21 protein-coding genes are annotated in these 23,945 nt (G+C 52.7%); 10 read left to right on the forward strand and 11 right to left on the reverse strand.

The window, feature by feature from the left end:
- Positions 1–7: 7 nt before the first annotated feature.
- The 4 genes from CEJ42_RS14825 to CEJ42_RS14840 form a co-directional block, all read right to left on the reverse strand.
- Positions 8–1,369, reverse strand: coding sequence for a sensor histidine kinase (locus CEJ42_RS14825; RefSeq protein ID WP_088751595.1), 1,362 nt, complete (start codon positions 1,367–1,369; stop codon positions 8–10).
- The gene (locus CEJ42_RS14830; RefSeq protein ID WP_088751596.1) at positions 1,362–2,048 is read right to left on the reverse strand and encodes a response regulator transcription factor; all 687 of its coding nucleotides are present in this window, start codon (positions 2,046–2,048) and stop codon (positions 1,362–1,364) included. Before CEJ42_RS14830 ends, CEJ42_RS14825 begins: the two co-directional genes overlap by 8 nt.
- 314 nt (positions 2,049–2,362) lie before the next feature.
- The gene (locus CEJ42_RS14835) at positions 2,363–3,526 is read right to left on the reverse strand and encodes a porin (RefSeq protein WP_050470468.1); all 1,164 of its coding nucleotides are present in this window, start codon (positions 3,524–3,526) and stop codon (positions 2,363–2,365) included.
- 302 nt (positions 3,527–3,828) lie between these two features.
- On the reverse strand, positions 3,829–5,403 hold the full coding sequence (locus CEJ42_RS14840) for a tetratricopeptide repeat protein (RefSeq protein WP_088751597.1): 1,575 nt from the start codon (positions 5,401–5,403) through the stop codon (positions 3,829–3,831).
- A 598-nt stretch (positions 5,404–6,001) separates the two neighbouring features.
- On the opposite strand from CEJ42_RS14840, the gene CEJ42_RS14845 reads away from it, so the two are divergent.
- The 5 genes from CEJ42_RS14845 (at position 6,002) to CEJ42_RS14865 (ending at position 10,153) form a co-directional block, all read left to right on the forward strand.
- On the forward strand, positions 6,002–6,583 hold the full coding sequence (locus CEJ42_RS14845; RefSeq protein WP_174616923.1) for a mechanosensitive ion channel family protein: 582 nt from the start codon (positions 6,002–6,004) through the stop codon (positions 6,581–6,583).
- 470 nt (positions 6,584–7,053) lie between these two features.
- Entirely contained in the window at positions 7,054–7,479 is a 426-nt protein-coding gene (gene flgB / locus CEJ42_RS14850) for a flagellar basal body rod protein FlgB (protein WP_243397869.1), read from the forward strand.
- A 59-nt stretch (positions 7,480–7,538) separates the two neighbouring features.
- Positions 7,539–7,739 carry a hypothetical protein gene (locus tag CEJ42_RS14855; protein WP_061286714.1) on the forward strand — a complete coding sequence of 67 codons (201 nt, stop codon included), beginning with the start codon at positions 7,539–7,541 and terminating at the stop codon, positions 7,737–7,739.
- Between the two features lie 171 nt (positions 7,740–7,910).
- Positions 7,911–9,512: a phosphoethanolamine--lipid A transferase EptA gene (gene eptA, locus CEJ42_RS14860; protein WP_165774443.1), complete on the forward strand. Its 1,602-nt coding sequence runs from the start codon at positions 7,911–7,913 to the stop codon at positions 9,510–9,512.
- Positions 9,509–10,153, forward strand: a complete 645-nt coding sequence (locus CEJ42_RS14865; RefSeq protein ID WP_129587734.1) for a phosphatase PAP2 family protein — start codon at positions 9,509–9,511, stop codon at positions 10,151–10,153. Before eptA ends, CEJ42_RS14865 begins: the two co-directional genes overlap by 4 nt.
- A gap of 238 nt (positions 10,154–10,391) precedes the next feature.
- On the opposite strand, the gene CEJ42_RS14870 is transcribed toward CEJ42_RS14865, so the two are convergent.
- The gene (locus CEJ42_RS14870; RefSeq protein ID WP_088751600.1) at positions 10,392–10,766 is read right to left on the reverse strand and encodes a winged helix-turn-helix transcriptional regulator; all 375 of its coding nucleotides are present in this window, start codon (positions 10,764–10,766) and stop codon (positions 10,392–10,394) included.
- 114 nt (positions 10,767–10,880) lie between these two features.
- Positions 10,881–11,234, reverse strand: coding sequence for a helix-turn-helix domain-containing protein (locus CEJ42_RS14875; RefSeq protein ID WP_088751601.1), 354 nt, complete (start codon positions 11,232–11,234; stop codon positions 10,881–10,883).
- A 616-nt stretch (positions 11,235–11,850) separates the two neighbouring features.
- On the opposite strand from CEJ42_RS14875, the gene CEJ42_RS24600 reads away from it, so the two are divergent.
- The 4 genes from CEJ42_RS24600 (at position 11,851) to CEJ42_RS14895 (ending at position 14,695) form a co-directional block, all read left to right on the forward strand.
- Positions 11,851–12,075, forward strand: a complete 225-nt coding sequence (locus CEJ42_RS24600) for a hypothetical protein (protein WP_129587735.1) — start codon at positions 11,851–11,853, stop codon at positions 12,073–12,075.
- A 45-nt stretch (positions 12,076–12,120) separates the two neighbouring features.
- Entirely contained in the window at positions 12,121–12,732 is a 612-nt protein-coding gene (locus CEJ42_RS14885; RefSeq protein WP_088751603.1) for an HAD family hydrolase, read from the forward strand.
- Between the two features lie 203 nt (positions 12,733–12,935).
- Positions 12,936–13,268, forward strand: coding sequence for a helix-turn-helix domain-containing protein (locus CEJ42_RS14890; protein ID WP_088751604.1), 333 nt, complete (start codon positions 12,936–12,938; stop codon positions 13,266–13,268).
- 125 nt (positions 13,269–13,393) lie between these two features.
- Entirely contained in the window at positions 13,394–14,695 is a 1,302-nt protein-coding gene (locus CEJ42_RS14895; protein ID WP_088751605.1) for a type II toxin-antitoxin system HipA family toxin, read from the forward strand.
- A 38-nt stretch (positions 14,696–14,733) separates the two neighbouring features.
- On the opposite strand, the gene CEJ42_RS24605 is transcribed toward CEJ42_RS14895, so the two are convergent.
- The 4 genes from CEJ42_RS24605 to CEJ42_RS24620 are packed head-to-tail and all read right to left on the reverse strand — an operon-like array spanning position 14,734 to position 20,540.
- Positions 14,734–15,264: a hypothetical protein gene (locus CEJ42_RS24605; protein WP_165774444.1), complete on the reverse strand. Its 531-nt coding sequence runs from the start codon at positions 15,262–15,264 to the stop codon at positions 14,734–14,736.
- Between the two features lie 6 nt (positions 15,265–15,270).
- Positions 15,271–17,484 carry a hypothetical protein gene (locus CEJ42_RS24610; protein ID WP_129587737.1) on the reverse strand — a complete coding sequence of 738 codons (2,214 nt, stop codon included), beginning with the start codon at positions 17,482–17,484 and terminating at the stop codon, positions 15,271–15,273.
- Between the two features lie 11 nt (positions 17,485–17,495).
- Positions 17,496–19,538 (reverse strand): hypothetical protein, encoded by a 2,043-nt coding sequence (locus CEJ42_RS24615; RefSeq protein WP_129587738.1) that lies wholly within the window; start codon positions 19,536–19,538, stop codon positions 17,496–17,498.
- A gap of 9 nt (positions 19,539–19,547) precedes the next feature.
- Entirely contained in the window at positions 19,548–20,540 is a 993-nt protein-coding gene (locus CEJ42_RS24620; protein WP_129587739.1) for a site-specific integrase, read from the reverse strand.
- A gap of 405 nt (positions 20,541–20,945) precedes the next feature.
- Here CEJ42_RS24620 and CEJ42_RS14900 point away from each other — a divergent pair, with 405 nt between their 5' ends.
- Positions 20,946–22,076 carry a porin gene (locus CEJ42_RS14900; RefSeq protein WP_088751606.1) on the forward strand — a complete coding sequence of 377 codons (1,131 nt, stop codon included), beginning with the start codon at positions 20,946–20,948 and terminating at the stop codon, positions 22,074–22,076.
- Between the two features lie 116 nt (positions 22,077–22,192).
- Here the strand turns inward: CEJ42_RS14900 and CEJ42_RS14905 are convergent, their stop codons facing one another.
- A complete protein-coding gene (locus tag CEJ42_RS14905; RefSeq protein ID WP_088751607.1) occupies positions 22,193–23,869 on the reverse strand; it encodes a phosphoethanolamine transferase in 1,677 nt (558 codons plus the stop codon).
- Positions 23,870–23,945: the final 76 nt, after the last annotated feature.

Raw genomic sequence — 23,945 nt, forward strand, 5'->3', positions numbered from 1 at the left:
GCAAAGACTATTCTGATACCGCGGCAGTGCGCAGTATCAGGACGGCCCGTAGTCCAGGATGGTTGTTCGAGAGTTCCAAGGAACCACCATGTAGTCTAGCGACAGACGCCACCAGGCTGAGGCCCAAGCCGACGCCTGGTGTTGATCTGCTCGCATCGCCGCGATAGAAGCGTTGCTGCACTTTGGACAATTCAGTATCAGGAATGCCGGGACCATTGTCGCTCACACGTACCAATAGGCGGCCGTCGTCGAGCTGTACACAGCTCAGCGTTACCTTCCCGCCAATCGGGATAAATTTCAGAGCGTTATCGATCAGATTGGCAACGGCTTGTGCCAACAGCAAAGCATCGCCTTTTATGTGCAGTGGACCAGAGGGGCGATGATCAATAATCTTTCCGGTGGACTCTGCCAGTGGCCGGTAAAATTCGCAGACATCCGCAACGACCGCCGCTGCATTCATGGTGGAGAAGCCCGCTCTTCTAGCACCAGTATCGATTTCGACTAGCCGCAGTAGGGCATTAAAAATTGAGATGACGCGGTCGACGTCTTCGATAGCCCCTTCAATCTCCTCGGAGTGTTTTTCCTGTCGAGCAAGATCTTCCAAGCGGGAACGTAGTTCTGCCAATGGTGTTCGTAGATCATGCGCAATCGAGTTAGACGCGTTGATGACCCCTTTCATCAGCTGCTCAATCTGATCCAACATGAGATTCGCGGTCTTGGCCAGGCTTGCCAGTTCGCTTTCGCCGCCATGATGTGGCAAGCGGTGCGTGAAATCTCCCTGCACGATGGCCGTAGCAGCCTGATCGATGTCTTTGACCTTGGCAAGAAGGCTACGTCGAATCGCAACGCCGCCTACTATTCCGAGAAGAATAATGATGGCCCCGGAAGCCGCAAGGCCGCCGATGAACATATTCTCGAGTAATCGGTATCTGTTGATGTCGTGAGCGACCAGCAGATGAAATCGGCCATTCAGAATGAGATGTCTGGCAAGAATCCGGGTATTGCTGCCATTGATGTCGACGACAAACCTCCCACTGGAAGCGACTGTACTGATTTCAGTTGGCCAGGAGGGGAGATTGCCCGCCAAGCGCTGCATGTTCTGGTCGGTCAGCAGAACAATGTCTTCGGAGCCGCCGGGGATCGCCCCAACCCGGGAATCGATCCGCTTGCTCAACGCATCAACTCCTTCTTCTTCATACACGCGCTGCAATCTCTCGCTGTCCGCGTGCAGGATATGGCGCCAGTCCTGCTCGACAAATTCCTGCCATGCATACCAAAGTGGTGTGGCAAAGGCAGCAAGTGCCAAGAGGCTGAATACGACGTAGCAGCTGGCGACAGTTCGAGCGGAGAACTTAAAGAGCCTATTCATCGGTAAGCATGTAGCCGGCGTTTCGAATGGTCTTGAGCATGGGCGGCAGTGAGTCGATATCTAGCTTTTGCCGCAATTTGCTGATATGCACGTCGACCACGTTGGTCTGCGGATCAAAATCGTAATCCCAAACATTCTCTAAGAGCATCGTGCGCGTGACCACTTTGTTCGCATGACGCATCAGATACTCGAGAAGGTGAAATTCCCGCGGTTGGAGCAATATTGCCTTTCCGTCCCGGTAGACCTTGTGCTTCATGATGTCCATGTGCAAGTTACCGACCACGAGATACGTCCTCTCGGTCAGCTCCCTGGATCTCCGGATGATGGCTTCCACACGTGCTAGTAGTTCACCAAACGAGAACGGCTTGATCAGGTAATCGTCTCCGCCGCTCTGCAGTCCTTTAATCCGATCATCGACCTCTGCCATGGCGCTGAGAATCAAGATCGGAACGTTATTGCCCGTTTTGCGAAGAGCTTCAATGATACTCAGCCCGTCGATGCCTCCCGGAAGCATGCGGTCCATGATGATGGCTTCGTAAGGTGTGCTTGCGGCAAGCAGCATCCCGTCACGACCGTTGTCGGCGTGATGGACCTCGTATCCTGACTCAGAGAGTCCTTTTTTTAGGAATAGCGCTACGCGCTCGTTGTCTTCGACGATCAGCAGTTTTGTCGCCGTCATGTTTCTAACGCAGAAAATTAATCCAGTCTTTGGGAGCGCAGCGGACGCATTTCATATGCAGACCAGACGAATCCAGAAACGCTGCAAGACTGGTGAGATTTGTTGAGGGTGCATGGAAAACAGAGAGATTGAATCTCTACTTTTCTATCCAATGCGGAGCTGGAAAACTGTACCACGCCGTCAAAAATTAGCCGATGACTCCGCGGAAATATTTGAAAATAATTTGATGGAAAAGAAAAAAGGCTTGCGTGGGCAAGCCTTCTTTTACCGATCCAACATCGCGACCAACCCGCGATGTCGGTGGTGAGTTTTGCTTAGAACTTGTGACGAACGCCCACGGCCACCAGAGTCTGGCTGGCATCAGCGCCGCCGGTAGCAGCATTGCCGGTCGCATCGCCATACACGCCGCTGTTGGCCATGTCCGAAGCACGGATGTTAGCCAGGAACGCGTACAGGTCGGTGCGCTTGGACAGCCAGTAGTCGGTGCCCAGGCTGATTTGAGTCAGCTTGCCCTTGGAGGACGAGTTGAAGTCAGCACGGGTGTGAGTGACGGCGCCCAGCAGCTTCAGATTCGGGGTCAGGGAGTAGGCGGTACCGACTTCATAGATGTCGGCCTTGTTCGCGGAACCCAGAGTCTTGGACGGCAGAGCGGTCGGGCTGGCGGTGTTCAGATCTTGCTTCACGCGGTTGTAGTTTGCATACACGCGGGCCGGGCCGAATTGATAGCTGGCTGCAACGTTCAGCACCTTAGCTGCGCTGTTGCCGGAGTTGTTGACGTCGCCAGCGTTGGTTGTGCCGATCAGCAGCGAAGTGTCGGCCGGGGTTGCGCCTTGCTTCGATTGGAAGTAGTTGATACCCAGACCCAGCGGGCCATTGTCGTACTTGCCGCCGATGCCGAATGCTTGGCCAGCCGAAGTGCGGCCGGCTTGTTCGCCGAAGCCGTAGAACAGGTTGCCGGTGAAGCCGCCCATGTTGTTGGTGGTGTAGCTCACGGAGTTGTTGCTACGGGTACCTTCCAGGCGGTCCAGGTTATGGCCAACGGAGCCGGTCATGAAGCCGAAGTCGGCAACAGAGGTCAGGTAAGAGATGGAGTCAGCGAAGTCGGTTTGACGACCCAGCAGGACGGTACCGAAGCCGCCGGCCAGACCGACGACGGACTTACGACGGAACAGAGTGTTGGTAGTCTTGGAGTCATCCAGGGCGCCGGTGTCGTTCTTGAAGCCGGTTTCCAGATTGAAGACGGCGCTCAGACCGCCACCCAGATCTTCAACACCCTTGAAGCCGATACGCGAACCTTGAATCACCGCGGAGTTCACGCCGAACTTGCTGCCGGTGCCGTTAGCAGTGCCGTTGACAGCCTTGCTGGTGTACACGACGCCAGTATCGATAATGCCGTAGATGGTAACGGAGGAGGTTTGCGCCTGAGCAGCGCCGGCGAACGCGCCGAGCACAGCCAGTGCGAGCAACGATTTCTTCATGTGTCTTCCTTCTAAAATGGTCTTGAGGATCCGCACGTTTGACGGATGTTTGAACATTACGTGTTCCTCTTTTCTACCAACAGCGCGTTTGTAAATATAGAAAAAAGTCTGGTTTTGGTCGGACGATTGATTCTGGATTTGTTGTATTTCTTCATCTGTCGAATTTGCTTCGGAGTTTCATAGGGTGGCTCGCCATATGAATGTGGCAGCAGCGCTATCCGAAAAAAAGCCGGCAACAACATGCGTTGGTGCCGGCCAAAAAAGAAACCACCCAAATCAAAATCGAGCGGAATCAGGGAGAGTTACACTAGGTCCGCGATGATGTTCCTCAATCGATATTGACGCTGGCGATAATTACCTTCTGGACCATCGAAGCTTGAATTTACGTCGGCAAACAGGCGTGAAATTAAGTCCAAGGTCACGCGTTGTTCGGTATTTTCGATCAAGATCAGGCGCCTTTTGCTGCGAGCATGGAGTTTACTAATGTCGACTTCGATGCAATGGCCCCAGTCTGCGTGACGCACATCTACGAGCACGGCCTCGGATTTGGAAAGCTTAAAAGCAGCGGCCAGATCAATTCTGGCTGAGAGGAATGGATGAGACTTCCTTAATTTAGTCGTCAGCGATTTAGCGATTTCAACGGCCCATGTTTCGGAACTGTTTTTTGCAGAAAATCTTGAGGCGGCTATCAAGGCTTCGTGATGACCTTGATCCGCCGCTTTTTTCCACCAAGAGAGTGCGTGGATGTCATGCATTGGACCATCGCGTCGAGTACGCCAGAGATACTGACCGTAGTCGAATTGAGCCTGTGCAAATCCCATCTCGGCACTGCGGTTTAAATATTGGCGAGAGAGCGAGAGATTGCGTTGGAAGTACTCCGCCTTGGCGTAAATCATTGAGAGCCCGTGCCAGGCTTCGGCAACATCTCCCTTGCCGGCAGCATTGAGCCAAGGGACCGCGGCTAAATAGTTCGCCTGCCCGTGTGCGGGGAATATCCGTTGACAACCGTGGTCGAGGCGCGCGTGGAGCATCCCAAGTCGGTATTGCGCTTCATGATTATTTGAAAGAGCTGCAAGCTCCAACAGTCTTCTGACATATGAGAGATCGGATACTTTGCGCTCCAACAAGAGCTGAGATTGCCTCAGGAGTAAGGTAACCTCATTTTCGGATAAAGAAAGTAATGCGCACTGGGGAGAGGGATCGCGAAGATAGCGAAGCTGCGCCTCATGATCCTTAAGTAGGCACTTGATCATCGGCGCGGCGTTCTCGGAAAAACCGACGTAGTCACCGGCCTTCCAGTACTCCTCCAGTAACGAGTATTGGGCTTCTGTCACGCCGGCTAGCGCTGCTTGCCTGGTCCAATGTTCTTTGGCTTCTTTCAACGGCGGCGCCAGATGAATTTGATCGCCGGCGCCATGGTGCTGGTCATCTTCGAGTTGCGCAAGATGCTTGGCGAGAAGCCATTGGGCCTCATGATTATTTCGCTCAGCTAGCTGCTTCAGTACGTTGACCGCCTTGTCTTTGGCCTTATGACCAAAATGACTGGAATTCTCAAGTACTAAACGTGAGAACACTATGCCAGCTTCGAGTACGCCGGAATCGAACGCGCGTTCATACCATGCCACCGCCTCATAGGGGCGCGACATTGTGCTGCGCACTAGATCATATGGAACGGCGCGACCTATCATCGTCCAGGCCTCGGTCAGGCCTTGTCTGGCCGCTCGTTCCAACCAGTAGAATGCAGTTTCAGTACTCTGCGGAAGGCTGCCGTTGCCCAAGTAGTAGCGGGTTCCAATGGCCAACTGTGCGTCGGCAACACCAGTTCGAGCGGCTTTAAGAATGGCAAGGTCGTCGCGGGCCGCCATTTTATCGACCACCCACGAGATCGTCGTTTGGGCGAGAAAGTGTTTGCGGCGATGACATCATGCTGCTCCGTGTATGTTCATAGGGAACGTGCTCGGAGAACTAGATTTGCACCTTGCGATGATGAATCTTTGCGTAGAAAATCATCAACCTGGCAGTCACAAATCGACGATCAGGAGCACCGATTTTTCAACGGATGTTAGCCAGCGATGGTGATCTGCGAATGCCTTTGGAAGATTAAATGTTGTTAATGTAAATGGTCGGAAAGCCGCTATAAATATAGGTTTTATCGAAGATTTCCCTCTATGAAATCAAGCTCGGAAGCATATTGAGTCTGACTTGATGGTGATTTCAGTGAATTTTTTTTGAAGATTAACGATCCTTAATAATCGGGCGATGAAGAGGCCGATTTTGAGTCGTAAAGTCAGCACGTAATGAGGCACATCTGCCACAGCTGGTTCTGCTTCAGAATGACTAGGTTGGAAAAAAATTTGTAATTTTTAGTCGTATTGGCCTATGCTCCCGCGTTCGAAATTTCGAGAAATTACGAGGCGGCGGATGCAGCGGAATCTATAGGCCGGAAAGTGGCCTGTCAGGTCTTAGAGGAGTTGAATGAACAAGTTTTTGCAGTCGATACACGACAATCTGCCCCAGTGGATGGCTGATTGGTTTGATGTTCTGGTGCCGGCCGCGGAAGTGGCCTTGATCATGATCGGCGCCTTAGCCATCATGAGAATTGCAAAGCTGCTGATCGGCCGGGTAGGTCGTACATACGGCCTACCCGGGAAGGCCGCAGCTCTTACGCAAAGGGTTCTTGGATTCTTTGTCTATGGCGGCGCCATTCTCTGGGCATTGGAGCGCCTGGGGGTCTCTGGCGCGGTACTTTGGTCCGCATTCACTGGATTTGCTGCAGTAGGCGCGGTGGCCTTTTTCGCCGCTTGGAGTGTTCTATCCAACCTATTTTGTGCCATCTTGATCTACACGACGCAGCCATTCCGGGTCGGCGACGTTATCGAAGTGCTGGAGGGCGGTGACAAACCAGGCGTTAAGGGGCGTGTGCTGGACATCAATCTAGTGTACACGACGCTATCCGAGGAGACGGAAGGGGCCGGGACTACACTGCAGCTGCCAAATAGTCTATTTTTCCAGCGTATCGTGCGCAGATGGAATGACGGCTCCTCTTCGTTATTCTAAAATTCTTCCCCTCGATGGGCCTGCTCTGGGCTCACCGCCATTCCCCAGTTCTCCAGCCTTTGAAATCATTACGCGATCGTAATAGACGCGTAATGATTTTGTTCGAAATGCCTTCTTAGAATGTCTTCTTGTCGGTGTGCCGCATCAATGATTCGGTGGATCTGACCTTAGGTACTCTTCTTGGAGGTCTCGTGGACGCATTGCTCGCCCTATTTCTTGTCTCGTCAGTCTTATGCTCTGCGCCAACCTTGGCGAAGGGCGCACCTCAGCTGGAGAGAAAAAATGCAAGGTCTTGCCAGGATCTGTCTCTCGCCGTTTCGCCCAGCAATCCTAAGAGTAGCTGTCCAACGTCGCGCCTCTGTAGCCGTTAGCGGGCTTTTGTTGCGGATCAGACTTCAGCGTATTGATTGAGCAGAAATTCGAAGGTATGTCCGGATTGAATTGGCATTTTCTTCGTTAGGAGGCGGGTGATGAACATCAACGGAATGAATGCGCTGTCGAGTGATGGTGGAGAGAAGGACGAGAAGTTTTGGAATAACGCGGTTCGTTTAGTGGAGCAAAGGCTTGGGCTGCTTGCATCGAATATCGCCAATGCCGATACACCGAACTACAAAGCCCGGGACATCGATTTCTCATCGGCTTTGAAACAGGCGATGACGAATTCAAAGTTGCCTGTCCTGTCAAAAGGGTACGCCACGGTCCCCAGAGATCTACCCGTTGAGGCCTTAGTACTCTACCGTTCTCCGACGCAACCGAGCGCGGATGGTAATACCGTAGATGTCGACCAGGAAAGCGCGGCGTTCTCTCATGAAGCGATTCGTTATCAGTTCTTCTTGGACAAGGCAGTAGGTGAGTACAAGGAGATCGGAGATTTGTACAAAAAAATGGTGGGGTAGTGCGAACGTCACAATGGTGTGGCGACTGCTCCCGCCGCTGACGACCGAGTTCTTTTCAGATGACGCAATCCCAACAGACGCACGATGCCATCGTAGGCGTAATGAAGGTCGGCTCGGTGATCATGCTGTTGCTTGTGCTGGCGTTTTATCTTTGGCTTAAGTTCAACGATCGTAAATCCACCAAGAAGAATCTGCAGACCAAAATCGCAACATCGAAGGCCAAGCAAAAGCGTCCACGGTCTCGTCGAACTGGGCGCTGAGCTATCAATTCCAGCCATCTCACACAAGACTGCTAACCAGCGGCTAATAGACGCGCGTTCGAGCCGGTGTGAGATGGCTCATTCAGAGATGCATTCGATTTCCATCGTAAATGGTTTCCCTCGCTGCTAACAGCGTGGCGGACTACTGCGCTTGAGCTTAAAGGGCCATTTGTGCTGACGAAGTTTCGCAAGAAAGGCGCGGTTCAAGAAGCGCCGGCAGAGGCCGGGTTCTGGCAAGTGTCGACGCCAACCTTCATTCTGCTTGTAGCGCTAGGTAGCGCGGCCCTTTATCACTTCCCCCTCTACAGATTCGCAGTCACTAATCTGGATATGTCTTCCCCAGGGGGGATTTGGACTTTACTCACCCTATTCGTACTTGTCTTCTTTACGAACGTGTTGGTCCTGAGTGTTGTGTCCGTTTTTTCTCAGTGGCTACTGAAGTCGGCGGCGATGCTGATGGCAGCCATTAATGCGATAGCTGTTTATTTCATCGTGGTGTATGGGGTCGTACTGGACAAGACCATGATGGGCAATGTCTTCAATACTGATTTCGCGGAAGCATCCGCACTGTTTCATCCAATGCTTCTCGTGTACGTGGCGGCGTTCGGTCTACTGCCGATATGGTTACTTGCGCGGATCTCGGTTCGGCCAGTATCTTTGATCAAGCGAATCACCACACCTGCGGTGGCAACGGGATTGACCTTGTGCTGGTTGGTTGGAGCCTCTTGGACCTGGCTTTGGATAGACAAGTATGCCAAGCAGGTGGGTGCCATGGTGTTGCCTTGGTCTCCTGTCATTAACGGCGCACGGTATCTTTCCTCGAACTTGGCGCCTTCGCCTCGCGCAGTTCTTCCTGCGGGGACATTCGCCAGCTCGAACAGAAAGGTCGTTGTTCTCATCATTGGCGAGTCCGCACGCGCCCAGAACTTTTTTCTATACGGATACAGGCGGCAAACCAACCCCCGCATGTCCCTTGCTGGCGTATCAGTCATCCGAAACGCCAGCTCATGCGCTACCTACACCACCGCTTCCCTGGAGTGTATCTTGAGCCCCACCACCTCTGGGGACGAGGGGAAATGGGAGGTGCTCACTACTTATCTACAGCGCAGCGGCGTAGAGGTGACTTGGAGAAGCCACAATGCCGGGGAACCCCCAATGAAGGTCCTTCACTATCAGAAGCTTGAGGATGTTAAGCAGACCTGTGTTGGCGACGAGTGCAATTACGACGGAGGATTACTTTTCGGATTAGAGAGGCACATAGCGGACTCGAAAGGGCTGCGTACCTTGGTGGTGCTGCATCTTACCGGAAGCCATGGGCCGGCATATAACACTCGATATCCAGCAAGCTTTGAGGAGTACAAACCGGTTTGCAACTCTGTCCAGCTGCAGCAGTGTAGTCAGGAGGAATTGATCAATGCCTACGATAACAGCATCCGCTACACGGACCACGTAGTTGGGCAGACGATCGATTTACTGAGGCGGCTAGACATTGACGCGACCCTGTTCTTCATCGCTGATCACGGCGAATCTTTGGGAGAAGGGCGCTTGTACCTACATGGGACGCCGTGGCTTGTGGCTCCTGAGGAACAGAAGCGTATTCCATTCATCGTATGGAATTCCCGAGACAACATAAAAGAGAACACCACCACAAAGTTCGTTGACGGCGCCTTTACTCAGGCGAGCGTCTTCCACAGTGTGTTGGGTGCATTCGGTATGCGGTCTCCTGTCTACAAGCCAGAGCTGGATGTTCTGCCGAAAGTGGGGCGTCCGTGAAAAATCAAGTGATGCGCCGTTTGGCATGGAACGCCTTGGTTCACATACGTCGCCCTTGGCGCCTTATCGTAATCTGCCTGCTCGGCATTGCAGTAATATCGATTTATCCATCAGATCTGGAGGTTTATCGTGAAACCCCTCCTAGCACGCATCCTATCGTTGTCGGCGTAGAGGACTACGGCCGGTATATCAATACGGTCGTTCAGATAGGGCTCCCTTTCGTCATGCGAGATCCGGTCGGTATCTTGCAAAACCTTTATATCGCCGTGGGATCAACAATGTTGACTCATGGGCTTAAGCGCGCTCTAGATCCCGTGTTGGTAGCGGGAACCCAATTAGGTGAACGTCCCAATGGTGGCCGGCACAACATGCCATCAGGCCATTCTTCGATGGCCTCGAGCGCGATGTACTTCGTTGGCCGGCGCTACGGTTGGTGGCATCTAATTTATATGCTTCCGATTTTGCTGATGACGATGTTTGCGCGAGTGGCGTTAGATGCGCACACAATTTCGGCGGTCCTTGCCGGCGCGTTGGCTGGAATAGTAGGCGCGGCGCTATTCACTAGCTCATTTCCTCCACAAGTGAACATCGAGTTCGTGAAGAATGAAATTCTTCGAATAGGGAGGGCGTCATCGCGCTAGCTTCGTTGCTTGGTTGGCCATGAGCTCTCGAAGCGTCTTTTGGAATTCTTCCACGCGATCCATTGCGACTTGACCATGCCGTTGATCAAGTTGCTCCCAGATTAGCTTTATGTCCGCTGCTAGTCTCGGATCGTTTGATTCCAAAGCTGTTTCATACGCGACTCGTTTCAAAAGCGTCGTTACAAGCTGGCGACCTTGGTCTGTCCAGCCCACATAAGCGATAAAGCTGAAACTGTTATCAGCGTGTTGATTTGCTCGCAGAATTGACCCTCTCCATTTGACCCACCTTCCATTGCCTCCCGAAGGCTGCCACGCGGTCATAAGACCCTTCATATCCCAGCTCCCTTAAGTCCAGGAACATCTGTTTCAGGGTTCGTCTCTGCTTGCGAGATTTAACTGCCTCAGCGCTGAGCCAGGCTGAAAGTCGAGGCGCGAATTCATCTAGGGCACTGGATGATTGCCTTGAGGGGTAGGAAGGCTCAATCGCTCCAGATCGGATATAGCGACGAACCGTGTTTCGAGAGATGTCCAGCCGGCGGGAGATTTCCCTGATCGAGATGCGATCGCGGATGTACCAGCGTCGAATAATTCCAAGTAGGGCCACGTCTATCACTCCGTTCTCCCGCTCGCTGTGATGAGCAGGATTGTGGTCTAAACATGGGTCAACTTAGGATGCAAATTTCCGGGGAAAGTGGGTCAGTTTTCGATGCAACTCAACACTATCTACTCATTTTCTTCCATGAGCATCGACGTAGGTCTTTATGATTCTTGCCAGAGTGGTGGCATCCTCATTAGAAAGCCTATCAATTTGATCCAGAAGTAAGGTTCTTTTGGAACGGGGTTCTTCGTCTTTTGATGCCAATAGAACCCAAGGGGAAATTCCTAGCAAACGCGCGATGTACTCAATCTGTTCGATTGGTGGCGCATAAAGTCCCCGTTCGTAACGAGACACCGTTTCGACTTCGGTGCCCAGTGCTTGGGCAAGACTTTGCTGGGTCAAGCCTGCGACCAGTCGGTACTTCTTGATATTGGCGCCAATCAAGTGCACCAACGTTTCTTTTTCGTTTGAGGATTTTGTCATGTACGGGGCCTAGAGCTCGTACATGGTGCTTTTCTATTGCTAAAACGGACAGGGCGTAAAATGTCTAGTTATATTGACGTAAAATGTCTAGTCGCTCTATTATCCCGCCTACCGCGAACGTGATGGATTCCCTATAGGTACGAGAAAATATGGAGGATTCTATCCGTGTTGAGAAGGCGGATACCTTTCGTCTAGAGGCATGAAAATTGGATAAGTTGAGCTGTCCCCAGTGTGGCCGCGAGTGCGTTCCAAAATTGTGGCATTACCAACCTATGCCTGGTGCCTTTCGGTATCTAGCCACACAACACATATGCCCCTTCTGCGCGAGTGTCATGTACGAAACCGGGGGAAGGCTTAATCCGCTAGGGTGGGTAGTGGCCGCTGCCGTGGCGATTGGTATGACGTTTGGCCTGATCGCCGAACTAGGACGGTCGCAAGACATTGGGCGAATCGCCGGCATTTTCGCGTCGTTGCTTTTCTGGGGATTTATTACATACAAAATCTTCAGACGTAAGAAGTGATGGTTATATCTCTTAAAAATTTTCTATAGCCGCAGATGAAAGTAAGTGAAATTCGCCCATTGTCCACCTACATCGGGATTGGTGGAGTAACAAAGATGGCTAAAAGCATCAAGATGGACGTCGACGGGAGGCTTACGGTTGAATGGCGCCGTGTAGCTGGCAATCGTCACAACCGCGATACGCCGCTCAAAGGCTCTGAGCGGATCGAGGATTTTGCATCATGGGCCAAGGTACTGGTGGATACCTGGTCTGCGGACTTGGCACATCACTTGGTGGATCCGCATGCTAGTGCTTCGTCTGTTGCACCTCTCACGCAATAACAGCACCAAAAAATCCGAGCTGTGCCTATTCTTACCAGGTGAAAAATGCCGCTCATTGCACTTGATGCAGATGGCGTGCTGCTGGACTACCACGCTGCCTATCGTGATGCCTGGTTTCGTGCTTTTGGCGTAAATCCATCTCTTCGAAATCCACTTGCGTATTGGCCAGTTGATCGTTGGGATGTAGAGATTTTGGCCGGTGCCGACCTTGGCAAATTCCGTGCACAGTTCGATGAAAAATTTTGGAGTTCGATTCCCCCATGTGTTGGAGCCGTAGATGCCTGCCTCCAGCTCCGGCGAGCTGGCTTTGATTTGGTCTGTGTGACGGCGTTAGAAGAGAGATTTCTTGGCTCCAGAAAAGAAAATCTCCTGCAATGCGGATTCCCGATCGCGGCGGTATATGGCACAGACGGCACCGCCGGCGATGTAAGCCCCAAAGCAGCCATCTTGGAGGCGCTGAGGCCAATGGCGTTCGTTGACGATTTCCTGCCGTACTTTCGCGGTGTTCCGACCGGCATACATCGAGCACTCGTAGTTCGCGAGCCGCACGGAAGTCCAAACGTCGGCCCAGACCTGTCCCTTATCCAATCACAACATCCGGATCTTGCGCATTTTTCGAAATGGGTCTTGCGCGACGGCTTGGGAGCTGGCGCATGAGTCCTCTCTGAATAGAGGGTGAACTGACAATTCTCGTCTCGTCACGCATATTCCGAAGTCTCGTCGACATGCAGTTTTGTCTGAGTTGAACAACCGAATTGGAACGACCTAGACAGCGCGGCAGCGAATGTCCCTCAACGGACAAGGCGAGGTCGTGGGCGGGAAAAACTCTGGACACGTTCTTATCGAGGAGAGGAGAAATAATGGCCATCGAGACCAAGTCAATGCAAATGACGCCTGCAGACGGGAATGTGTTCTCCGACCTAGGATTTACGCCAGAAGAGGCGGCTAAACTGAAGGCCGACTCTCAGCGGCTTGTCTCGTTAAAGCGTGCCCTTCAGGATCACCTGGTGACCGAACTGGCGACTTGGATCGAAGCCAACGACCTGATGCCGGCTGATACTGCCAAGATCTTGGGCATTACTCGCCAACGTGCTTCGGACATAATCGAAAAAAACGGGATGGAGTTCTCCATTGACTTGCTAGTGAACATGCTAGCCAGAGCCGGCAAGAGCGTCACTATGCACATTGCATAGAGCAAAATCTATTTGCAAACACTGCCTGTCGTTGCATCTAGGATTCCATTGCCCAGATCGATTGAACTACAAGTGCCCACGTCGTCGAACTAGGTGTCCCCCTTCACCGCAATTTGAAAAAGAGTATGAACAGCGATCCGACGCGCTATGCAGAAGTTTGGCTGAAAGGTCACCATATAGGTTGGCTTAGCAAGGCATGCCGGACAACACGCTTCCTACCAACTGAAAATTATCGATCTGATGATCGGCGCCAAACTCTTTCCCATTCCATAACCGAGTTTGCCTATGAGTCATGGGTGCCAGGTTCTCGCAAAGGTTTCTACGATCCTGTGCTGTGTAGGGAAAACGATGAGCTACCGCCATTTTTTGCGGGACTGCTCCCCGAAGGGGCACTAAGGGGGCGTCTGGCGGCCTCCCGCGAGAGAAAGCTAGATACCGACGATTTTGGAATTCTCGTAGCTGCCGGAGAGGACTTGCCCGGAGCTGTCACGGTGGTGCCTGCGGACATCGACAAGCTAACAAACATGTTCCGCTCATATGGAGCTGCAGGCAGCCATGGAGAGCATCAGGTCGAGGTGCCGGAAAAGGCCGCTCTTGGCGCCGCCTCTCTTGCGGGCGTGCAGGATAAATTAGCGCTCTCGACATCCAAGGAGGGGCAACAATACTGCCTCCCGAGTAAAGGAAGAGTGTCTGACGTTGTCGCTAAGCTCCCGTCACCAGGAGACGATACCCAGATCATGAATGAGTATGCTTGTATGAGGTTGGCTGCGCTCGCCGGGGTGGATGTAGCACGGGCCACTCCTCGGCCCATGGACCAGATGGCTGATCATCCGGATCTCGTGGAGAGATACGGCGCTAAAACGCGCTTTTTGGCCGTCGAGCGATTTGATCGTAGCCCAGCTGGTGCAGTGCATATGGAAGACGCTTGCCAGCTCCTTGGATTGATGCCTGGGAAAAAATATGCCGGCAGGGAAAAGTTTGTGAAGCTCTTCTCAATCTTGAATCGTTTCAGCATACGGGGTATTGAAGACGTCCATCAACTGTTCACTCGCCAGGTCGTCAACACGCTTATTGGAAACTCTGACGCACACCTGAAAAACTTTAGCGTCCTCTATCGTGACGAGATCCATCCCGAATTATCACCAGCCTACGATATTGTCTGCATGTCAGCTTTGCCGGAATTCCGAGAGCTAGCGATTAATGTAGCTATCGAAAAGCGACAGAGAGCCGAGACTTTGGCCGATTATGAGGCGATAGCCAGAGAAGCAGGCATTTCCCATGAGATTGTCAAAAATGCTGTCATGCAGACGAGCTCTCGCGCTCAGACGCTCTGGCCAGATGCATTGAAGAACATGGAAGTATCGAGAACAGTACGAGAAAAAATCTTAGAGCGACTGAAAATATTGCCGCTAGCCGCGGTGAAATAGAGAGTATTTATCGGATTTTTAATTTGCTCCGTTTCACGTTATTTAACTACAGTTAGTTTTTTCTGAATGGACCGAAGATCGGCAGTAAGGTTTTTGATAGTCGTCGCTTGCATTTCATTTTCCTTTTGCAGTAGCTCTAACTGCGCAGAAGCATGAAGAAGATCTATCTCCGACAAGCAATGTTTGTCCAGGAGATCGTTATACTTCTTCTTCCACTGCGCGACTGCCGATTCCGGACTTTTTCTAACTTGCAGAGCGTTAGGCTTTGACGGAGGAGTGATCTCCAAAATCCAGTTCTTGATATTCTGAGTCAGTACACGGTATCTCGGTTTGTGAAGTGTTTGTGGATGTATCCCCGCTCGGCGCGCAATGTTGGCCAAAGATGGTATCTCTTTGATTTGGAGAGAGGGATCGAGCTTTGCTAACTCATGCCAAATTTTCTCAAGCTCGTCATCGATTGCCTCACGCAGTTTAAGACTTGATCGGTCAGCTCGCGCCACCGCCGATTTTTGCATTTTGCTTTTGGAGATGTCGCTGAACGATCTCTTATAGGACGATTTCTCTTCCATATTTATCTACTCAGATTTGAAGATAGCTTTTACTGTTGGATGCTGGAGCCATTTCTCTTCTAACTCAGGAAATCTTGGGACATGTGCTTTGATCTGCCCAGCCCAGTGCGATGTCATGAGGTCATCGTGCTTTAGCCGTGAAACTTCATATTCTTTCACTGCGGCTTCAATTGCTTGGTCTACATCGACAGATAGAAATCTTTCCTCCAACCTGTGCGTGCAAGATGAACTGCAGTTCGCCGGTTCTGGATTACCTTTGTTGCCTCTATTGCACGGGCTTTCTTCTCCAGGTAGTTGGGTGCAAATAACGCCCTTTCTAACTATTCTCCAATATTTCCCTTGTATGGTAAGGAGTTGCACTAGGGTCTCCGTGTCTTCCGCTCCCCAATCTTCGCCGTGGCGATGTTTGGCTTTGAGACCTTTGTCGATAGCCAATCGAATTTGTGTTGCCGCCTTTCCTCCATAGCCATCTGCATGCTTGATTTCAGCACCATTGACGTTAGTTGAGGAAAGTATGTCTTCGACCACCTCTGTCGCGGTTAATAAACGAAGCTCTCGTAACACTTTGTCAATCTCAGTGGAAAGCGCCGGATTAGAAAGTGCGTAGTAAAGGGCCGAGGATGCCGATTTCAGATGAAATACGTCCATAAGAAGGGCTGGAGAATGCAATATAGCTAGCGCCCCCAGTCGCACTAGAGTGGGACGAAATCGATGGCTGCGTAGGTTCTGATCGCCAGGTCGTATCGACATATTTAATGTTATCGCCAACGCTCGAAGTTCGGCGTTTATATCCGACATGAGTTGGCCCGCATCTCCACGAGCGGATATCTGTATCCAAAGAGGCCGTTGCTCAGGAGGAGTTGAGGACGAAATGAGCGCCGAAGGTTTTTCACTTAGCACGCAGAATTGATCAATGGCAGTTGCCAATGCGATTTGATTTTTTAGTGCCAGCAATGGCAATTCCGGCAAAGGCCACGTTCTGCGCATGCCATCGATCCGATCAGAATATTTGTATATTTTTCCTTCGACGTAGCTTTGGTCGTCATCTTCATAGATCAATACCGAGCGTAGCCAACTCATTGTTTCCGACCGTCTTGGAGCCGTGCAGAGCGAAAGTATAAAGAGAGACGATTGCTGTAATAGGGCTGCAATCGCCCAAACCGTCATGAAAAAACCGCCTTTATCATCGGCGGGGAAATTTCCGGTAAGGAGCTCTTGAATACTATAGTTCGCGTCGAGATCAACCTTGAAAGGAGGAACAGGAGGAGCTGCGTCCTGTAGGAATTTCTTGTGCCATTCCTTAACAATCGAGCGGATTAATTCGAATCGAATTGTTAGTGCGGAACCACTAGTGCCTGGTGAAATTCTCCACGTATCAATGACCTTATCCAGAAGCGGTAAGAATATCGGCGCCAGATTTTCCTGGAGCCAGATACACTTGAAGGCCATTTCGGCGACATATTCGTCTGGGAGAGGAAGGTGTGGATCCGTTTGGGGGGACGGCTCATTCGCCAATGGAGGTGATGTAATGGCGGTGGGAAGATCAATTTTTTTTAGGATAGGTACGTCTGACCATAGCCCTCTTTTATTCCAGGCATACAAGCGCTTTAGTGCGATATCTACCGACTTCATGATCGACTTTTTGTATCTCAAGCCGAGTCTTCCATTGAAGTATTGCAAAAGTGACTCGGATGCGATTGAGTCAAATTCCTTTCCATTTATTTCGATGAATTCGGTAATGGCCTGCGCGATCATCGGAAGAATACCGGCCCTTGCGTGAGACATTACGGTGCGAGGATTGAGAGGTTTTTTTGTCGTTACGCCGCTGAGATTGATGTTCGTTTGACGCATAAGAATTAGCGATCTGGTTGCCTGAAGTACTCCAATTTCTATGAGGCTCTTGCTTTCAAATGCGGTATTGACCAGTCGGCCAGCAATTCGTCGGTTGTCTGCGCTGAGAAAGTATAGAATCCGCTTCTTAATGTCCAATGAACTCATACGTTTGCGAGAATTTGCATCCCCAATAAGCCAGCGGTCGGGCGTTGTCCACTGACCTGGTATCGAGCCTTGCAGAAGAAGACTTTGGATTTCAACTAACTCTTGTATGGATCTATGCTGAATAGACTCGGCAGCATATCTGCTGGAAACGGAGCGGGTGTTTTCCAAAATGTCAGACTCAATTTTGGCTGCTTCCGATTTGGGAGAAGAAGTATTTTTCATATACATCTCCTCTAGGAGTTGAAATCAAAAAATCGATGTTCCCCTGAACTTATTTTTGTTCTCCACTTCTCCAGTCCTTCTGCAATGTCCTCTTCCTTGTATCCCAAGAAGGCGACGTTGATATTCTCCATTTCTTCGGGAAAAGAGGAGAGGAGATAGGCTTCTTGCCCCATTGTTCGTTCTAAATATTCCAGCTCTGCAAGTCGTTGGCAAAGCCCATCGATGCTTTCGCGAAGGAGCACGGCATTTTCATAGCAGAGCACGCACCGATGCACTGAACACTTCTTTTTCCCGTCTGCTACAAAGTTCGGTGCAATCCGATTTGGTGGATTGTGCGGATCAAGGCATCCGATACCGAGTCTGCTTTTTTCGAGGTTCCTATGGTCGCGCAAACGCGCTCGTTCTTGATCTGATACTTGGCCGTCATACACCATCTTTGCCAAAATGGTCGGATCAATCTCGCCACGCTTGCGTATCTCGCTCCATAGCGCATTGCTGAAAGTCATGAATGTCTTCCAATGCTCCGCACGTATGACAGTGTTTCGAAGGTAGATATCGGTTGAATGGGGAGAGCGATGGTTTAGACGGGCTTTGACTGTCAGTATTGATCCTCCGCTTGCGAAGTAGATGCGATTGGTAAAAAGGTCCCGAAATTGTTTTGCAGTGAGATTTGAAATCTGTTGCTTGTCTTTGCGTCGAGAATTTATATCTTCAATTAACGATCGCAGATAAATTTTCCCACTTACTCCTTTAGCGTAATTATCTCGGTGGAGCCAGCAGATCTCGTTATGCCGCTGAAATAGCCACGGAGATCTAACGCCGGCTTCTAGCTCAAAAATCTCTTTCTTCAGATCGTGAAGGTCCGTATCTTCAGCGCGAGTGTGTTTCAAGAGGCGGACGTATTCTTCTTTGCAGTTTCGCAGCCGGTTGAATAACTCTGTTCGCAGTGGCGCGGTTCTTTTTATTAAGAACGTCAGGATAAATCCGAGTCCTCCTTGGCTCTTGAAGAGGCCTTCCACATATTGTGGCTCACCGTCGGCGCGATCTTTTATCCCCGTAAATACGAATCGGTTGGAATCTTTAGGGTGAGGTACAAGCATGTCTTGGCTAACGTCAATGCTAAGTAACGTCGCTACATTCAGGCCATAATTTGCGAGACAGAGATGAAAGGCGTTCTTGACATCGTCCTGGTTTGGGAAGAAGCCTTGATAAATCCCTTTCGAATCGATTGCTAGATCACAGATGTTCTGTCGATAAGCAGTGGCACTTTCTCTCAATGTGCAGTCCCGTTTCACTGGAGGGAGTGAGGGATTCCATTCTTCATAGTCGCTTATCCATCTAAGAATTTTACGTTCTTGTCGACGAATAGCCGGAGCGTCTTCCTTCTGAATAAGCGGCATCCGCGATAAGCGTAGCGCATCGAAGTATTCGAATTTACGTAGTGTATGGAACCACCGATGTTTGAGCTCGTGTCTTATTAGATCCCCCTGCCAAAGAGGCGGGACAATTTTTTTTCCGGTCGACCTATCCATACGATTGCTGTCGGGATCCGGGCCGCGCCAAGTGAATTCGGTTTTTCCGAGTGCGCGTCGAGTAACGTTTACCGCTTTTAAGAAGGCGTAATACGCCTTTCCAGGAATATTGAGTTGCAGGGCCACCTGCCAATGTATTTCGGTTAAGTCGGCGACAGAGGAAACTTTCGGATGAGAGGGAAGTTCCAGTTCAACGTGGTCCATTACTCGCCACCAATTATGCAGTGACCACCGCAGCGTCACGATTGAGCTGGCGGCGTTATAGACTACTTGGTCATAGAGAGCATAGAAAAGCTCGCTGATAAGGGCTGGTCTTCCAGAATGATAAAGAGGATCGTCCGGAGCTGAATATCCGTCTCTAAATGAAGTCAAATTACATTCAGTGGGATTCTTACTATGCTCTGTAAAGAAGACTAGCGTCTCTCGTAGCTCCTCGAGATTTTTGGAGTGCGCCAAGAACGGAGCTGTCGTCTTGGCGTCAGCTCGGCGATCCTTCGGATTCTTTCCGATGCGTGTATCCAATTCGAAGACCTAGCGCCGAGCAAAGACTATTGGGCGCGATAACTTTGTCATCAGCCACTGCAAATATATGTACGTTGTGCTTTCTGAGCGATGACCAAGTTGCGGCTGGATTATGAGTTTTATTATCGTTTGCCCGTGCTCGCGAAGATGGTTATCCTTCGCCTTCTTAATATCGGAGATTGCGGGATGAGTGACCAGGCTGTTCCAGAGTACGGAGCATGCCCACCAATGCCGTCCTAAATGCGGCGTCCAATTCTTTTTTCCGATTCTTATTTTGTTCCAGCGACGATAGATTTCTGCTCCATCGAAGCGTTTTCCATCTCTTTCCCGAAGGAAGAGGTGTACTGTCGCTTTTACGGCATTGGCTCTTAACCGGGCATCGGGCATATGGGAAATTAGTGCATTGATAGACCGGTTTCTGGTGTCATTTCTGTACTGATCCCAGAGCAGGGCCAGACGAAGTGGCATCAAGATATGCCGTTCAGGGCCAATCTTGTCGCCATGGTCTTGCCCAGACCAGCGGCCTTTCGTACCGTATCTAATGGCTATGCGAACTTGCTGAAGATCATCGGGCTCTTTGGGGTTTACGATTTTCCACTCGTCTCTTCGAAGTGGCAATGTATCCATCCGCAGGCTGGCGACCTCTTCTCTCCGCATCGCAGTACATAAAATCGTTTCGCAGATCAGGCCAAAAGTAGTCCCATCTTTTTGATAGACCTCTTTGAGCCAATGCTCAACTTCCTCATGCTCGGGCAATATAAGTGGCTTAGGAAACGCATCGGCGGCTTGGCCGCCACGGATTCGAACCGTTTTCGAAAACTTCACCTCATCGTTTGTAACTGTAGTCCGGCTAATGGTTTTCTCAGTATATGGGACTGAGAACTCCGTTCTGTTACCTTTCTGCGACAGCCATGTCAGGAAATCACATGCATGTTGCGTGCGAAGATTCGCAGTTTTAGGGGAGAGTCCTTTGCCTGTACGAGACCAACTTCCCTCAATCATTTCCCTCTGATATTCGAGCGCGTGGGTACGGTATGTGCATGTTGCAATGTCAACTCCGCGCGTTTCACACCATTCCAGAAAGTTTGCAATCCACTCCGCGTAGCTGTAAAGGGTTCGCGGTGACGGACGCATTACTGACACTGAATTATGGTTGGACTGACAAGTCCACACGCCTGTCCCTCGCTCAATCAAGTACCTATTTGCCAACCGATGGTAACCAGAGTTGCTATCCAAAATGAACGGCACGTGCTGCAAGGCCGGGTATTTATCCACAACCAAATGGGATGGCGAGTGGACAGTGAAGCGAAGCGTCATTTGAATTCTCTCCGGACGATTAAAGCCAGCATAGGAGGAAGTTTCAGGGGGTTCAAGTCTCGGCTTATATTTTTTTATGAAAAAACATAAATGAAAAAAAAAGCATTTGCATTGGCCGCTCTCGGGCTGATCTCCGCCACGGCCGCGCAAGCGCAAAGCAGCGTCACCATCTACGGTCTGATCGACACCGGCGTGACCTACATGAGCAACGTGAAGAAGGCAGGCGTCAATGAAAACGGCTCGCGCTTCGGCATCGACTCGGGCATCTCGTCGAGCTCGCGCATCGGCTTTCGCGGCACCGAGGACCTGGGCGGTGGCCTGAAGGCCCTGTTCGTGCTGGAAAACGGCTTCAACGGCGACACCGGCGGCATGGGCTCGTCGGGCGTGCTGTTCGACCGCAAGTCGGTGGTCGGCCTGTCCGGCGGCTTCGGCACCGTCACCGTGGGCCGCCAGGCGGACTACCTGGACGACATCGGCTCCAAGTACACCTCGGCACAGACCTTCGGCTCCAACAGCCAGAAGGGCGCGCACGCCAACAACATCGACCGCACCTCCACCGGCCGCAACGACAACTCGGTGCGCTTCGACACCGCCAACCTGAGCGGCTTCACCGGCAGCCTGTACTACGCCTTCGGCGAAGTCGCCGGCAAGACCTCGGCCGGCCAGGGCTTCGGCATCGGCGGCAACTACGCCAACGGTCCGTTCGGCATCGGCGCGGCCTACTTCCAGACCAAGCTGTCGGCCAATGCCGCGCCTTACAGCGCCGGCGACACCAACCTGAAGACCTTCACCATCGGCACCAGCTACCAGTTCGGCCCGGCCAAGCTGTACGGCGCATGGTCGCAAGGCAAGCGTCCGACCGCCGCCAACCAGACCAGCCGCCTGGCATCGGTGGGCGCTGCGCGCAAGGCCAACATCTTCGACATCGGCGTCGACTACGCCCTGAGCCAGAACCTGCACCTGCTGGGCAGCGTGATCCATTCGCGCATGGACTTCAACCGCGTCGCCGGCAGCACCTTCTCGACCTCGGGCAAGACCACCCAGTTCAACCTGGGCGTGGATTACTTCCTGTCCAAGCGCACCGACGTCTACGCGATGTGGAGCAACCTGCGCGCGCAGGACGTGGTCAACCCGGGCGTGGTCAACAATGCGGCCGACTTCGGCGCATGGGATGACTCCACCCAGAACGTGCTGCGCGTGGGCCTGCGTCACAAGTTCTAAGCGTGATGCCTGAATAGTCTTGAGAGGAGCTGTATTTGATACGGCGTTGCCTTCGCGGGCGACGCCGTTTTTTTATGGCCGCCTCGTCCCTGCCATGGCGACGGCGGCGCGGCCGCTCATGAAGCCGGCGCCTGGTTGAACATCACGGTGCGCGGCAGGTAAGGCTGGCCGTTGATGCGGCGCTGGCCGTTGCTGAAGTCCTGGCCCAAGAAGGCGTCGCTCAAGATGTCGCGCGACGCCAGGTAGTAGCTCGACTCGATGCGCAGCAGGCCCAGCACCGCGTGTTCCAGGTGGTCGGTCTGGTACGGGCGGTTTTCCAGGATGGCCTTGTCGTCCGCATTCTTTCCCGAGAACGACCTGGTCCACAGGAACATCGGTATCTCGTAGCCCGACGCATCGGCCACCGACTGGCCCGCATGGTCGCGCGTGTGGCCGACCTCCTGCCCGTGGTCGGCGCTGAAGAGCAGGCTGGCGGCGCCGGCGCCGGAGGCCATCGTGGCCTTGATCATGCCGGCCACGACGAAGTCGGTATAGGCGACGGCATTGTCGTATTCATTGCGCAGGCGCCGGATCCAGGCCGAGCGCCCGGCCGCCGACAGCCGCCGGGTGACGGCGTCGTCGGCGTCGTCGAAGCGCGCGTGCGAAGACGGATAGCGCATGTCGTAGGTGGGATGGGCGCCCAGCAGGTGGACCACGATGAGCTTTTTCGGCGCCGGGTCGGCGAGCGCGGTCTCCAGTCCCGGCAGCAGGTTGCCGTCGAAATTGTTCTCGCCGCGACCGGCGCCCTTGTTGATGAACACCTGCTGGTCGGCCCGGCTGGACACCAGGCCCAGCCAGCCGTCGTTGGGCACCTGGTTGGAGATCCAGAAGGTCCGGTAGCCGGCCTCCTTGGCCAGCATCAGCACATCGGGTTTGCTGTGCCAGGCGTCGGGCGCGTTCAGGTCGGCCGGCGTCAGCATCTTCATCAGCGAGGACATGGTGGCCGGCTCCGACGAGATCACGTCGCGAAACACGATCAGTTCGCGGCGCATCGCGTCGAGCATCGGCGTCGTGCCGCGTTCATAGCCGTACAGCGACATGTTGCCGCGGTTCATGCTCTCTCCCACCACCCAGACCACGGTGTTGGCCTGCGGCCCCGCGTAGCGCACCCGCCATTCGGAGCGCTGCGCCATGTTGCCGGCGATGGCGCGTTGCATCGCCTGGGCCTGCTCCAGCTGCGCGCGATAGTCGAGATAGCGGATCGGCCAGAACAGCGCCGGATTTTCCTTGGCCATGGTGGGATTGAAATGCAGCGCCAAGAACGACGCCAGCAACAGGCCGGTGGCCACCACGCCGCCCTTGCGCATGACGTCGGCCGGGCGCCGCGCCTCGCTGCGCGCCAGCCGGCGCTCCAGCGCGAACGCCGTGGCGCCGATCGCCACAAAGGCCAGCAGCGCCTTGCCGACTTCGCGCCAGTTGTGGCGGAAGAACTCGCCGCTCTCATCCGGATTGGAATTGAACACCGCCTGCAACACCAAGACCGGATTGGGACGCAGCCCGAAATAGTCGCGCAGGAAACCCTTCAGCGCGGCGTCGAAGAAGAACAGCAGCAGGATCGCCATGCCCGCGGTCGACAGCCAGGCGGGACGCGCTCTGACGCGCGGGACGGCGAGCAGGATGCCGGCGATGCCGGGCAGGCCGGTGGCCATCAGCAGGCCGCTCTTGGCGAATTCGTTGGCGCTGATCATGCCCAGCGACCAGAAGGCGGCCAGGCCTGCGATGCCGATGCCGAGTCGATATGCCAGTTGCTTCACTCAGTTCCACCTTCCAGAAAAGATGCGCGCCATGTGCGGGAAGATCGCTGGCATGCGGTCTTGCCGTTGCGCCGAT

This window comes from Herbaspirillum robiniae, assembly GCF_002213415.1.
GTDB lineage: Bacteria > Pseudomonadota > Gammaproteobacteria > Burkholderiales > Burkholderiaceae_D > Herbaspirillum > Herbaspirillum robiniae.